The sequence below is a fragment of the Pseudomonas khorasanensis genome, assembly GCF_014268505.2.
Classification (GTDB): Bacteria; Pseudomonadota; Gammaproteobacteria; order Pseudomonadales; family Pseudomonadaceae; genus Aquipseudomonas; species Aquipseudomonas khorasanensis.
In genome coordinates this window covers 635,188-649,354 of record NZ_JABWQP020000002.1, presented here as the reverse complement: position 1 = coordinate 649,354, position 14,167 = coordinate 635,188, and the positions used below count along the sequence as shown (strand labels likewise).

Genomic DNA, 14,167 nt, shown 5'->3' with positions numbered 1-14,167 from the left:
GTTGATCGGCTCATCGGGCGCGCCAAGTGCTTCAGGCATAAGCTCATTGCAGACTTTTTACTGTTTGATCAGGGAGACCGACATGTACGCAATGCGCGCCGAGGACAGCGCCCCCGCCACCCGCTTTCGCAGCAACCGGGTGTGCCGGGTCAACGGCGAGCTGTTTTTCAGCACTCGGGAAAATACCCTGGAAGGGCCGTATAGCAGTCAAGTCATCGAGCAGGAAATTCAGGCTTACATCGCGCGGATGCAGCAGCAGGATTCCAGGCAGAGTCCGCACTGAATCCATTCGCGAGCAGGCTCGCTCCCACAGGAACATACCGTCACCTGTGGGAGCGAGCCTGCTCGCGAAAGCGCTAGCTCAGTCAGCGCATCTGTCAGGGCTTAACGCACCGCCTCAAACAACCCGGTCGCCCCCATCCCGCCACCCACGCACATGGTGACGATGCCGTAACGCAGATTGCGTCGCTGCAATTCCCGGATCAGATGCCCGACCTGCCGCGACCCGGTCATGCCGAACGGGTGACCAATGGAAATCGAGCCGCCATTGACGTTGTATTTGTCGTTATCGATCTCCAGCCGGTCGCGGCTGTACAGGCACTGCGAAGCGAATGCCTCGTTCAATTCCCATAGATCGATGTCCGCCACCTGCAAGCCTTTGGCCTTGAGCAGTTTCGGCACCGAGAACACCGGGCCGATGCCCATTTCGTCCGGCTCGCAGCCGGCCACGGTGAAGCCACGGAAGAACGCCTTCGGTTTAAGCCCCAGTTCCAGTGCTTTTTCCAGGCTCATCACCAGCGTCATCGACGCGCCATCGGACAACTGCGATGAATTGCCCGCCGTGACCGAGCCGTCGTCGGCAAACACCGGTTTCAGTCCGGCGAGGCTTTCGTAGGTCGTGTCCGGGCGATTGCAGTCGTCACGCTCGACGACGCCATCGACAATCTGCACCTCACCGCTGTGCTTGTCCTCGACGCGGTACTTCACGGCCATGGGCACAATTTCGTCATCGAACAAACCGGCGGCCTGGGCCTGAGCGGTGCGCAACTGGCTTTGCAGGGCATAGCGATCCTGCGCGTCGCGGCTGACGCCGTAACGCCGCGCCACCACTTCGGCGGTCTGGCCCATGGTGTGGTAGATGCCCGGCGTCTGTTGTTTGAGCAGCGGATTGATCAGGTGATCGGTGTTGACACTTTTCAGCGTCAGGCTGATCGACTCGACGCCACCGGCGACGATGATGTCGCTGCAGCCAGAGGCGATCTGGTTGGCGGCAATGGCGATCGCCTGCAGGCCCGAAGAACAGAAGCGGTTGAGGGTCATGCCGGCGGTGCCGGTGCCCAGACGCGACAGCACAGCCACGTTACGACCAATGTTGTAACCCTGCGCCCCTTCGTTGGAGCCGGCGCCGACGATGCAGTCCTCGACGCTGGTCGGGTCGATGTCGTTGCGCGCAAGCAGCGCGTTGACGCAGTGGGCCGCCATGTCATCGGGGCGGGTCTGGTTGAATTTGCCGCGAAAGGATTTGGCCAGGCCGGTCCGCACGCTGTCGACGATCACCACTTCACGCATGGCGCATACCTCATTGTTGTTATGGGTTGAGAATGGACTTGAGCATAAGTCCACCTTCTCGCCGACGGCGAGGATCATTCACCCGGCGTATGCGCGGCCATCGCTTCAATCCTTGTGTTTTTTGGCCTTCTTGTCGGCTTTCTCGAAGGCATCTTCCAGCGCGCGATTAATCGTGCGCAGCACTTTGACCCGCGCCCAGCGTTTATCGTTGGCCTCGACCAGCGTCCACGGAGCGATCTCCGTGCTGGTGCGATCAACCATGTCGCCGACCGCTGCGCGATAGGCGTCCCATTTCTCACGGTTGCGCCAATCGTCCTCGGTGATTTTGAAGCGCTTGAAGGAAATCTCTTCACGCTCCTGAAAGCGCTCCATCTGCGTGTCCTTGTCGATGGCCAGCCAGAACTTGACGACGATGACTCCGGCATCGGCCAGTTGCTCTTCGAAATCGTTGATTTCGCCATAGGCGCGCAGCCAGTCGGCCGGCGTGCAAAACCCCTCGATCCGCTCGACCAGGACGCGGCCATACCAGGAGCGATCGAACACAGTGAACTTGCCCCGCGCCGGAATGTGCCGCCAGAACCGCCACAGATACGGTTGCGCGCGCTCTTCTTCGGTCGGCGCCGCAATCGGCACGATGCTGTATTGACGCGGATCGAGCGCGGCCGCGACCCGCCGAATCGCTCCGCCCTTGCCCGCCGCATCGTTACCTTCGAACACCGCAACCAGCGCATGGCGACGCATGCGCTTGTCGCGCATCAGGCCAGACAGACGCGCCTGTTCGGTGATCAATTGTTCTTCGTAATCCTTCTTGTCCAAGCGATGTGTCAGGTCGAGGCTGTCGAGCAGGTTCAACTGATCGACGGGCGTACCCAGCGGCGCGGCGCTGACTTCGCGCGGGCTGACGTCCGCACGCTTGAGCGCGCTTTGCAGGCCTTCGAGCAGGATCTTGCCAACTGCAAGGCTGCGGTAATTGGCGTCGGCGCCTTCGATGATGTGCCACGGCGCGTAATCGCGGCTGGTGCGGCGCAACACGCGCTCGCCGTATTTGACGAATTTGTCGTAGGTCTGCGACTGTTGCCAGTCCAGCGGGCTGATGCGCCAGCTGTGGAGCGGGTCGTCAGCCAGAGACTTGAGCCGCGCTTTCATCTGTTTCTTGGACAGATGAAACCAGAACTTGAAGATCAGCGCGCCTTCATCGCACAGCATTTTTTCCAGACGCTCGGCGCCAGCGATGGCCTGATCCAGGCGCGGATCCTTGAACAGCCCGTGCACCCGGCCCTGCAGCATCTGGCTGTACCAGTTGCCGAAGAAAATCCCCATCCGCCCCTTGGCCGGCAGCATCCGCCAATAGCGCCAGGCCGGTGGCCGCGCCAGTTCTTCATCGGTCTGCTGATCGAAGGTGCGCACTTCGATGAGGCGCGGGTCCATCCATTCGTTAAGCAGTTTGACCGTCTCGCCCTTCCCCGCTCCTTCGATGCCATTGATCAAAATGATCACCGGAAAACGCTTCTGCTGCTGCAACTCGAACTGCGCTTCAAGCAAGGCTTCGCGTAGCGCGGGAACGGCTGCCTCGTAGGTGTCTTTGTCGATGGCGTGACCGATTTCAGCGGATTCAAACATGGGACGGCTCCTTCCAGGGTTCAGCAAGACTAGCGGATGATTGCAGCACCTGAACAGATCGCAGCCTTCGGCAGCTCCTACATTCGAAATGCTTTTCCCTGTAGGAGCCGCCGAAGGCTGCGATCTTTTGACATTTTTCCTGACAAGTCCAAACCCTGCCTTGCCTTGGATCAGGCAGCCCCCGCGCGATCGGCTAGAATGGCCGCCTTGCGATTGCCGAGCCTGCCATGAAAGCCGAAATGCCCCACGCCCAACTCGACTGGGACGACCACGGACGCCCACGTTCAAGGGTGTTCGATGATGTGTATTTTTCCGACCAGTCGGGGCTGGATGAAACCCGCTATGTGTTCCTTGAACAGAACCGTCTGGCCGAGCGCTTTGCCGCGCTTACGGCGGGCGGGCGACTGGTCATCGGTGAAACCGGCTTCGGCACCGGGCTGAATTTTCTCTGCGCCTGGCAATTGTTCGAACAACACGCGGTGGCCGGCGCGCGCTTGCATTTTGTCAGTGTCGAAAAATATCCCCTGGCACCTGCGGACCTGCAACGGGCCCTGGCTTTGTGGCCGGAACTCAAGCCCTTGGCCGATCAGTTGCTGAAGCATTACGTGGCGATTCATCAAGGTTTTCAACGCATCACCCTGGACAACGGTCGCGTGACATTGACCTTGCTGATCGGCGATGCACTGGAACAATTGCCGCAACTGGATGCGCAGATCGACGCGTGGTTTCTCGACGGTTTCGCCCCGGCGAAAAACCCGGACATGTGGACCGCGGAACTGTTCGTCGAGCTGGCCCGCCTCGCCGCACCGGGCTCGACCATCAGCACATTCACCAGCACCGGCTGGGTGCGGCGCTTGCTCAATGCCGCCGGCTTCAAGATGAAGCGCACACCGGGGATTGGCCATAAATGGGAAATTCTGCGCGGCGAGTTTCTTGGCTGGCCCGCCGAGGTGACGCCACCCGTGCCGGCAAAACCCTGGTTCGCCCGCCCTGCGCCGTTGACCACCGAGCGCCGGGCGCTGGTGATTGGTGCCGGTCTGGCCGGGTGCGCGACGGCGTCGAGTCTGGCAGCACGCGGCTGGCAGGTGAGCCTGCTGGAACGGCACGACACCGTGGCGCAAGAAGCGTCGGGCAACCCGCAAGGCGTGCTGTATCTGAAACTGTCCGCCCATGGCACGGCGTTGTCGCAATTGATCGTCAGCGGTTTCGGTTACACCCGGCGGTTGCTGGAGACCCTGCAACGCGGCACCGACTGGGATGACTGTGGCGTATTGCAGCTGGCGTTCAATGCCAAGGAAGCCGAACGGCACGCGCAACTGGCGGCAGCGTTCCCCGAAGATTTATTGCGATGGCTGGAACAACCCGAAGCGCAGACGCGTGCCGGTGTCGGCGTAGCGCATGGCGGTTTGTTTTATCCCGAGGGCGGCTGGGTTCATCCACCGGCGCTGTGTCAGGCCCAGGCGGCGCACGCCAACATTGAATTGCTCAGCCATCGCGAAGCACTGGATCTGCGCAAAGTCGCTGGCCAGTGGCAAGCCTTCGACGGCGAGCTTTTGCTCGCCAGCGCGCCAGTTGTGGTGCTGGCCGGCGCTGCCGAGATCAAACGTTTTGCGCAAAGCGCAGAGCTGCCGCTCAAACGCATTCGCGGACAGATCACTCGTCTGGCTGAAACCGCAGAAAGTCGTGCTTTGGCCACTGTGGTGTGCGCCGAGGGCTACGTCGCTCCCGCGCGTCTGGGTGAACACACGCTGGGTGCCAGCTTCGCTTTCAACAGCGACGATCTGACGCCAACGATTGTTGAACACGAGGGTAATCTGGCGATGCTCGAAGAGATTTCCGGCGATCTGGTGACGCGCCTGAATATAAGCGAACAGCCGCTCGACAGTCTTCAGGGCCGCGCCGCTTTCCGCTGCACCAGCCCGGACTACCTGCCGATTGTCGGCCCGCTCGCCGACCGTGCAGCCTTCACTCAAACCTACGCGGCGTTGAGCAAGGACGCCCGGCAAGTGCCGGACCTCCCCTGCCCTTGGCTCGATGGTTTGTACGTCAACAGCGGCCACGGTTCCCGTGGTCTGATCACCGCGCCGCTGTCCGGCGAACTGCTCGCCGCGTGGCTGGACAACGAGCCGCTGCCATTGCCGCGCAGCGTCGCCGAAGCCTGTCACCCCAACCGGTTCGCGTTGCGCCAGTTGATTCGCGGCAAGTGAATCTCACACGTCCGGCATCGCGCAGAGGCCCAAGTCCATCAGGCGGATCGACTCTTCGGTCAAGCTCTTGAATACGGCCTCTTGCGCCTGCTCCCTGTCAACCTTGAGGGCATTCGCCTGACTCAGGTAGTCAGCACTGGGCAAGGTGTCTGCCTGCTCATCAAGCGCACTCATCCGCGGTGCGAACGACTCGTCAATCAGCGAGAACTTGCGCGTAAACGTACGTTGCAGATAGTCACGCCAGAACGTTTGCTTTTGCATGAATTTCAGCCATTGGGGGGATAGTTCAGCCGTAGTGATCCTCAGACTCGCCGAGTTCAGATCAGCGTCGGTCACACCACTCTCCGTTTTGAACAGCATGCTCTGCGGCTGGCCGGGCAGGTCCAACAGCTTTGCCAGCCCGACGCGATAAGCCAGGTTCACCTCTAACGGATCGGATGTCGCAACCCTGACGGCATGTTCGTCGGCAATCGCGTTCAGTTGATCCAGCCGAAACAGACCGCGACCTAGGTTTAGCAGTGGCTTGGCAGTGACCCTGCCCCCGGATCCCTTGGTGACACGATCGACATGAACGGCAACTTCAAGATGGCTGAAATTAACCGCCGCACTGTCATCGCAATGGATCGGGTTGGCGGCCAGATCCAGCAACTGGTCGCAGAGAGCGCCATCAGCCTCAGCCGCCTTCAATACCACCCAGACCCGCCGCCGCATGTCAGCGCTGCCCTTCATCCCATCGGCGGTATCGCCCAATCGCGCGAGCAATTGGAGCAAGCTTTCGGCACGGGTATCGTGGCGAAACGCCGTCCAGATTCGTACCTGCGTTGCCCAGTCCTCACCAGCAGTCCTGGTGAGCCATAGCGTGCGCGCGGTTTGTTCGGTGAACCTGATACTGTCATTCGCGGTATAACCCATCCCTATACCGTAATTGCTGCGGTAGTTATCCAGATACGTTTTGCTGGTTTCATTGAAGGGATTCAGCCCCAGGTCGAGCGCCTGCGTGAATTGTCGCGGTTTCTGAAACAGCCAATCGGGCAGTTCCGTGATCTTGTTTTCGCGCATGTCCATCCATTCGATATAGGCGCAATTGTGCAGACCTTCAGGCAGCTCGGTGATCCCCGTATCGCGCAGCAATAACCGACGCAAATTGCTCATTTGACTGACGTTCGGGGTGGCGCCCAACGCGTTGCTGTTCAGATTCAGATACCACAGCGTGCGCAGCCGATTCAGCTTCGCCAGTGTCTGTTCGGTCAGCTTTAGCTGATTGCCCGCCAGGCTCAATCGCTTGAGGTTGGGCATATACGAAAGCACCTCGGGGAGCCGGGTGATTTTATTGCTGTCGAGTTCCAGCGTTTCAAGCTGTTTGAAAGATTTGAGGAAATACGCGACGTCATCAGTCTGCGCCATGTTTTTCATCGACAAGTGCTGGATATGGTCGAAGCTCAAACCCGATGGGAGGGTCGGCAACTTGCCGATGCGCATGCCATCGAGGTTAAGGGCACAGACCGATTTTCCCTGTTCATCCTTGATCCATTGAAAGCGCCGAAAGCTTTCCTCGATCAGCTCGGCTGCCATCCTTCGGCTGTGCCGCGCTTCGGCCAGGTCGCCCCCCATGGCCTTCAAAGCAATGTCGTCTTCACTCCAGATGAATAGAACGTCACGCAGAGTTCTCAAATCCTGACGCAAGGCTTTGAGCCGGATCGCCCGGCTCAGCGAATCATTGCCCAGTTCATCAAGCAATTGACTGGCCTGCGCGTCATCCAGGCGTGGGTAGAGTCTGCGCGCAGTGCGCAGCAACTTGCGTGGGTGGTTCGTCGCAGGCGCCTGATCGCCTTGCACGCAGGCCGGCTCGACGTCCAACGGCTCCGGCATGCCGCTGAGCAATGTACGCGCTGTGGCCTCGCGTTCGTCGAGTGCTACATCGAGCAGTTTTGTGCGCAAGCGTTGCGTACTGGCTATCCCTGCATCTGCAAACCCGACCGCTGTACGCTGGCGTGACGGTATAGCTTTGAGGATGGCGGAATACAAAGCATTGGGCCCCGAATTGACCTTGCCAAGGGATTTTTTGTCGCCTCCGAACGCTTCATAACCCTGCGTGGATTTCACCAGAGAGCAGGTATTTTCGGCGGTCGCCGACGTCTCGCCGATGGCTTGCAGTATCGGCCCGGTCAATGTCTTGTCCCGCACCTCCAGACGCAGCTGTGTATCCCAACCGCTCAAACGCGGCAGCAAATTGATGGCCAGTTTGTCAGTATCGGCGTTCGCCAGCCATGGCCAGTGAAAGCCCGACAACGCGCGGTCAAGCCGCACCCGAGCGGCGCTCGCGCGCACTTGCTGCCCCAGCCGCAACGGTACCCGCCCGCTCGTGCGCAGGTGCATACGCTCGACACTCGGAGCTCGATCAATCAACCGCTGGCCATGGCGCGTCGGGATGTCGGGAAATACCTGGCGCAATTTCCGAATTTCCTGAACGTCGCTCTGGTCGTAACGTTGGTACATGCGCTCGTACGCGGCGCGGTAATCGGACTTCAACGCCGCGCCCAGCTTCTTGGCCAACGCGGTTTCTTTCATGCCTGGCGCAACTTTGCCGCCAAGCAGCGCATCGACTTCGTGCGCGTACAGGCCATCGATCACCGTTTGCAACAACCCGCCCTGGGCCAATTGATCACGTGTCACCACCACGCCGAGTGCTTCGTCGAGTGTGCGGGTCGTCGGGTAGGTCGCTTCGACGACGCCTTCGTCATCGATGACCTCGATGTATCGATGTGTGGGCCAGCCGGGCAGTCCCGGCAAAGCCTGCATTTGCTCTTCGGTAGCCTGGCCGGAATGGGTATCGCCGTTTTGCAGCTCGCGCGCCAACTCACGTAACTGACGTCCGATGCGTACACGTTCGACGGTATCGCGCAGGCGCATGGGGAGTTCCAGATCGTCGTTGAACGTGTCAAGCAGCGCCTGCTGCGAGGTGTCGCTGAGTCGGCGCATCATATCCAGGTCGCTGTCGACGAATTCGTTCAAGTGCGGATCGATGCGTTTGAGCGTATAGCTGCTAGTGCGCCACTCCTCGGGGTTTTCTGCGGGGAATCGCCAGCCGCCTTCAATATGGCGGTTCAGTTCGGGAGCATAGGCCTGCGCGCGTTCCAGGTGTTCGAGGTGCAAGCGCCGCGAATCAGCATCTAAGCGGCCAGCCAGCAGACGATCATCGACACGAGCGAAGGCTTTGTTACCGACCACGTATACATCTTTGGAGCTGGCATCAATGGTGAAGCCGGCAGGGAGGGCATGCTCGTAACGGGTCAGATCGTTCTTCCACAGGCGTGGCTTGCCGACTCGATTGAGTACTGCAGTGAATTGTCCGAAGAATTCCGGGTGCGTGCGCAGCAGTTTGCGGCCCAGGGCCCCCAGCGCTTTTTGCCCACCCGCGAAGGCGCCCATCAACGCGATGTTCTCGACCACGCTGAGCAGATGTGACAGGGCTTGCTGATGATCACCGCGCTGCCAGTCCTCGACGCCTTCGTACACTTCACCCAGCAGTTGACCCACCGCAACGCCCATCATCAATTGTCCGAGCACCGGCACGAACAACCCGGCCACCGAAGCAATGCTCACCCCGCGCTCAACGAAATCCAGCAGGCGCTTTCGGCGTGCCTCTTCATCAATATCAGCGGTAGGTACCGCCAGTTTGCGCGCGTCGATCTGCAATTTGCCAACATGGCTTTGCACCATGAAATCAAAGAGCGACACGGTGATCGGCAACTGTTCAACGAAGCCCAGATCGCTTTTTTCAGCGAACGTCTTGAAGAAATCGGCCTTGTCATCTTCGTCGAGGCTGCGGGCAAAATAGTCCTGATAACCCGCGGTGCCCAGTTGTTGTACGAGGTATCGCTTGAACGCATTGAAACTCGGGTATTCGTACACCGCCCGCGCTGGTTCCCCGGGCATGTAGACCATGCATTTCTCCTCGGGATGTTGCTCGACGGAGCGTTCGGAAAACACCACGACGCCCCACACGCAACTGTCGAGGACCTTGATGCCCTGCATGATCCACGCGTCTTCGCCATAGCGCAGGGTTTGCGTCGACGCCACGCCCTTGGCGACGATCAGGTCCTGCAGCATGCGCAAGCCTGCCGCTGTGATATCGCCTTTGAGCGCAGCCAGATGCGCGTCCAGCTCCAGGAGCGATTGCTTCAATGCGACGATATCGCGGGTCATGGCACTGGTCGTCGTGACTTTACCGCTTTCGTCACGCAGTCCGAACACTTGCTGCAGATGTTCCTGATATTTTTTGCCCAGATCCAGCTCGCGACACAACGCTGCAAACGCCTCCGGGGTCAAACCGCTAACACCCTGTGGCGCGCTTTTGACGCGCACCTGACTACCCTCGGGAAATGCGTCAGCCTGCTCCTCGTCTTCGGTGAAGTTCTGCATGGCTGCCTGCAAGAGAGTCTGCGTGGCGTTTTTGACCATGTCGATCCCGGGCTGATCGGTTGCGGTCGCGTCGCAGCCACACTCAACGCCCGGCAGACTGACCACATCCACGCCTGCGTCATAAAGCGCCGGCCATTTTTTACCCAGCGCCGCGTTGAGTTCGCTGATATAAAAATCGTTCAACGGTTTGAGCCGTTTCAAATCGTTGTCGACCTTCACCTGCCGGACATTCAGTTCACGGTTGATTTCGTCCAGCCTGGCCAGGCTGGTGGTCGAGGCCGTGAGAAAATGCGCAGGGAGATTTTTCTCAATGGTTTCGGCGGTTTCGAGGTCGCCGGTTGCGTCAAATAAAGCGCTCAGGATGGCCTTCGGATCCTGGGCGGGGGTGTTGTTTCGGGCGAGCATGGCAATAGTCCTTTATTGCGGTTGAGCCCCGACTTTAGCGGTGCCGCGCGGCAACAACAATTTCAAAATCCTGTGGACAATCCAGGCCAATCAAGCACTTTTTGTCATGTATAAAATAGCCCTGCACCACCCGGCGAAGACAAACCCTGCCAATGAATCACCGGCTGCGAAAAGCGCAACGGCGCGCGCGGGCATCGCGTCTTTCAACCGCCACGCCTAACTGCCGGGCAGAGGACGGCGCGGCTGGCTTATAACTTATCGGTCTAAAACTCCCCTTACCGAGACAGGTCAGTTTCTGAGTACCCGCACTTTTTGCGAGGTACTGCTTGACCTTCCCCAACGGAAAAACCGGTAAGGACTTTATGTGCGGATTAGCTGGCGAGTTACGTTTTGATCAACAACCTGCAGACCTTGCAGCGATTGAGAGAATTACCCATCACCTGGCCCCCCGCGGCCCTGACGCGTGGGGCTTTCATGCCCAAGGGCCGATTGCCCTGGGCCATCGACGCCTGAAAATCATGGACCTGTCGGACGGCTCGGCGCAGCCGATGATCGACAGCCAACTGGGCCTGTCGCTGGCCTTCAACGGCGCGATCTACAACTTTCCTGAACTGCGCGCCGAGCTCGAAGCGCTGGGTTATGCGTTCTATTCCGGTGGCGACACCGAAGTGCTGCTCAAGGGTTACCACGCCTGGGGCGAGGCGCTGTTACCGAAACTCAACGGCATGTTTGCCTTCGCCATTTGGGAGCGCGACGCCCAGCGCCTGTTCATCGCCCGCGACCGTCTCGGCGTAAAGCCGCTGTACCTGTCTCGCACCGGCCAGCGCCTGCGTTTTGCCTCGGCACTGCCGGCGCTGCTCAAGGGCGGTGACATCAACCCGATTCTTGACCCGGTGGCGCTCAATCATTACCTGAACTTCCACGCGGTCGTACCGGCCCCGCGCACCTTGCTGGCCGGAATCGAGAAATTGCCGCCCGCCACCTGGATGCGCGTTGAAGCCGACGGCCGCACCGAGCAGAAAACCTGGTGGACGCTGCCTTACGGCCCACACGAAGACGAGAAGAATCTCACCCTGGAAGACTGGGTTGACCGCGTGCTCGACAGCACCCGCGACGCCGTGGCGATTCGTCAACGGGCGGCGGTGGATGTTGGTGTGTTGCTGTCGGGTGGTGTCGATTCGAGCATGCTCGTCGGCCTGCTGCGTGAAGTCGGCGTTGAGAACCTGTCGACCTTTTCCATCGGTTTCCAGGATGCCGGGGGCGAGCGCGGCGACGAATTTCAGTATTCCGATCTGATCGCCAAACACTACGGCACCCGCCATCACCAGTTGCGTATCGACGAAAAAGAAATCATCGAACAATTGCCCGCCGCGTTCCGCGCGATGAGCGAGCCGATGGTCAGCCATGACTGCATCGCTTTCTATCTGTTGTCTCGCGAGGTGGCCAAGCACTGCAAAGTGGTGCAGAGCGGCCAGGGCGCGGATGAGTTGTTTGCCGGTTACCACTGGTACCCGCAAGTTGACGGCGCGGCCGATCCTTACGCGGCCTATCGCGAAGCGTTCTTCGACCGCAGCTACGACGACTACGCCGCGACCGTGCAACCACAATGGCTGACCGCACACGACGCGGCCGGTGACTTCGTCAAGGAACACTTCGCCCAGCCTGGCGCCGATGCGGCCGTGGACAAAGCCCTGCGTCTGGACAGCACGGTGATGCTGGTGGACGACCCGGTCAAACGCGTCGACAACATGACCATGGCCTGGGGCCTGGAAGCGCGTACGCCGTTTCTGGATTACCGCCTGGTCGAACTGTCCGCCCGCGTGCCGGGCAAGTTCAAGCTGCCGGACGGCGGCAAGCAGGTATTGAAGGAAGCCGCGCGCCGGGTCATTCCAAGCGAAGTGATCGACCGTAAAAAAGGCTATTTCCCGGTGCCGGGCCTCAAGCATTTGCAGGGCGACACCCTGAACTGGGTGCGCGAGTTGCTGCTTGATCCGAGCCAGGATCGCGGCCTGTTCAACCCGACCATGCTCGACAAGCTTTTGACTGACCCCCAAGGCCAGTTGACCCCGTTGCGCGGTTCGAAACTGTGGCAACTGGCGGCCCTGAACCTGTGGCTCAGTGAACAAGGAATCTGATAAATGAAACGCCATGCCACGTCCATCAACCAACGCCTGCTGCGTGGTCAGGCTCCCTCGTATGAACGTTTACAGGCGCGCCTGGCCGAGGACGGCAGCGAACCTGCGACCGCACCGATTGCCGTGCATTGCGGCTGGGGCCGCCTGTTGATCGGTCACACGTTTCCCGATCCGGCCTCGCTGGCGCAGGAGCTGCTCAACGAGCAACCCGGCGAGCGCGACATCGCCTTGTACGTTGCCGCACCGCAGCAGATTCTCGGTCTTGAGCCGACTCAGCTGTTTCTCGATCCGTCCGACACGTTGCGTCTGTGGTTCAGCGACTATCGCCAGGCGACGCGGGTATTTCGCGGCTTCCGTATCCGTCGCGCGCAGAGCGAAACGGACTGGCAAGGCATCAACCGTTTGTATCAGGCGCGCGGCATGTTGCCGATCGACCCGCAACTGCTCACGCCGCATCATCAGGGCGGCCCGGTGTACTGGCTGGCGGAAGATGAGGACAGCGGCGCGGTGATCGGCAGTGTCATGGGCCTTAATCATCAGAACGCCTTCAACGACCCGGAACACGGCAGCAGCTTGTGGTGCCTGGCCGTCGATCCGCACTGCTCACGTCCTGGCGTGGGGGAAGTGCTGGTTCGACACTTGATCGAGCATTTCATGAGTCGTGGCCTGGCCTGTCTCGATCTGTCGGTCTTGCACAACAACCGTCAGGCGAAAAACCTTTATGCCAAATTGGGTTTCCGCAACCTGCCGACCTTCGCGATCAAGCGCAAGAACGGCATCAACCAGCAGCTTTTCCTCGGCCCGGGGCCGGAGGCGCAGTTCAACCCTTACGCGCGGATCATCGTCGAAGAAGCACACCGGCGCGGGATCGACGTGCAGGTGGATGACGCCGATGCCGGGCTCTTCACCCTCAGCCATGGTGGCCGTCGCGTGCGTTGCCGCGAATCGTTGAGCGACCTGACCAGCGCCATCAGCATGACTTTGTGTCAGGACAAAAGCCTGACTCACAAGGTATTGAAAGCCGCGGGCCTGAACCTGCCGTCACAGCAACTGGCCGGCAATGCCGACGACAACCTGGCCTTCCTCGATGAGCATCAGCGCGTGGTGGTCAAACCCCTCGACGGTGAGCAGGGGCAAGGCGTGGCGGTTGACTTGCGCACGATCGAAGAAGTGCAGCAGGCCATCGAAACCGCCAGGCAGTTCGACAGCCGCGTGTTGCTGGAGAGCTTCCACGAGGGGCTCGATCTGCGAATTGTGGTCATCGGGTTTGAAGTGGTGGCGGCGGCGATTCGGCGTCCGGCGGAAGTGGTCGGCGATGGTCAGCATTCGATCGGGGCGCTGATCGAAGCACAGAGCCGTCGTCGGCAAGCGGCCACGAGCGGCGAAAGCAAGATCCCGCTGGACCACGAAACCCAGCGCACCCTGCACGCCGCCGGCTACGACTACAGCAGCATTCTGCCGGCCGGCGAGCATCTGTTTGTGCGGCGCACCGCGAATCTGCACACCGGCGGCACGCTGGAAGACGTCACCGGCATCCTGCATCCGACGCTGGTCGATGCTGCGGTGCGGGCGGCACGGGCATTGGATATTCCTATGGTCGGACTCGACCTGATGGTGCCTGCGGCGGATCAGCCGGAATACGTTTTCATCGAAGCCAACGAACGCGCCGGCCTGGCCAACCACGAACCCCAGCCGACGGCGGAGCGGTTTGTCGATCTGTTGTTCCCACACAGTCAGCCGGCTGTTTCTTGATTATGCAGCGCCTCTACTGACGCCTTCGCGAGCAGGCTCGCTCCCACAGGGTGAATG

Annotated in this window: 7 protein-coding genes; 4 read left to right on the top strand and 3 right to left on the bottom strand. The window is 60.3% G+C overall.

Translation table 11 applies throughout. From position 1 onward, the window contains the following. The first annotated feature begins 82 nt into the window (after window positions 1-82). Window positions 83-283, top strand: a complete 201-nt coding sequence (locus tag HU727_RS09055) for a DUF6316 family protein (protein WP_186529445.1) — start codon at window positions 83-85, stop codon at window positions 281-283. Window positions 284-384: 101 nt separating this feature from the next. On the opposite strand, the gene HU727_RS09050 is transcribed toward HU727_RS09055, so the two are convergent. Beyond that, window positions 385-1,569: a thiolase family protein gene (locus HU727_RS09050; protein WP_186529447.1), complete on the bottom strand. Its 1,185-nt coding sequence runs from the start codon at window positions 1,567-1,569 to the stop codon at window positions 385-387. A gap of 105 nt (window positions 1,570-1,674) precedes the next feature. Continuing rightward, window positions 1,675-3,189 carry a polyphosphate:AMP phosphotransferase gene (pap, locus tag HU727_RS09045; protein ID WP_186529449.1) on the bottom strand — a complete coding sequence of 505 codons (1,515 nt, stop codon included), beginning with the start codon at window positions 3,187-3,189 and terminating at the stop codon, window positions 1,675-1,677. Window positions 3,190-3,416: 227 nt separating this feature from the next. Here pap and mnmC point away from each other — a divergent pair, with 227 nt between their 5' ends. Further along, the gene (gene mnmC / locus HU727_RS09040; RefSeq protein WP_186529451.1) at window positions 3,417-5,396 is read left to right on the top strand and encodes a bifunctional tRNA (5-methylaminomethyl-2-thiouridine)(34)-methyltransferase MnmC2/FAD-dependent 5-carboxymethylaminomethyl-2-thiouridine(34) oxidoreductase MnmC1; all 1,980 of its coding nucleotides are present in this window, start codon (window positions 3,417-3,419) and stop codon (window positions 5,394-5,396) included. 3 nt (window positions 5,397-5,399) lie between these two features. Here the strand turns inward: mnmC and HU727_RS09035 are convergent, their stop codons facing one another. Beyond that, the gene (locus HU727_RS09035) at window positions 5,400-10,223 is read right to left on the bottom strand and encodes an NEL-type E3 ubiquitin ligase domain-containing protein (RefSeq protein WP_186529453.1); all 4,824 of its coding nucleotides are present in this window, start codon (window positions 10,221-10,223) and stop codon (window positions 5,400-5,402) included. A gap of 362 nt (window positions 10,224-10,585) precedes the next feature. Here HU727_RS09035 and HU727_RS09030 point away from each other — a divergent pair, with 362 nt between their 5' ends. Both HU727_RS09030 and ngg read left to right on the top strand, forming a co-directional pair. Continuing rightward, window positions 10,586-12,358 (top strand): N-acetylglutaminylglutamine amidotransferase, encoded by a 1,773-nt coding sequence (locus HU727_RS09030; protein ID WP_186529455.1) that lies wholly within the window; start codon window positions 10,586-10,588, stop codon window positions 12,356-12,358. Window positions 12,359-12,361: 3 nt separating this feature from the next. After that, entirely contained in the window at window positions 12,362-14,110 is a 1,749-nt protein-coding gene (gene ngg / locus HU727_RS09025) for an N-acetylglutaminylglutamine synthetase (protein ID WP_186529457.1), read from the top strand. Window positions 14,111-14,167 lie beyond the last annotated feature (57 nt).

Excerpts from the sequence above, each read along its gene's own strand:
- HU727_RS09055 (WP_186529445.1), top strand. The coding sequence starts at position 83 with ATGTACGCAATGCGCGCCGAGGACAGCGCCCCCGCCACCCGCTTTCGC.
- HU727_RS09050 (WP_186529447.1), bottom strand. The coding sequence starts at position 1,569 with ATGCGTGAAGTGGTGATCGTCGACAGCGTGCGGACCGGCCTGGCCAAA.
- pap (WP_186529449.1), bottom strand. The coding sequence starts at position 3,189 with ATGTTTGAATCCGCTGAAATCGGTCACGCCATCGACAAAGACACCTAC.
- mnmC (WP_186529451.1), top strand. The coding sequence starts at position 3,417 with ATGAAAGCCGAAATGCCCCACGCCCAACTCGACTGGGACGACCACGGA.
- HU727_RS09035 (WP_186529453.1), bottom strand. The coding sequence starts at position 10,223 with ATGCTCGCCCGAAACAACACCCCCGCCCAGGATCCGAAGGCCATCCTG.
- HU727_RS09030 (WP_186529455.1), top strand. The coding sequence starts at position 10,586 with ATGTGCGGATTAGCTGGCGAGTTACGTTTTGATCAACAACCTGCAGAC.
- ngg (WP_186529457.1), top strand. The coding sequence starts at position 12,362 with ATGAAACGCCATGCCACGTCCATCAACCAACGCCTGCTGCGTGGTCAG.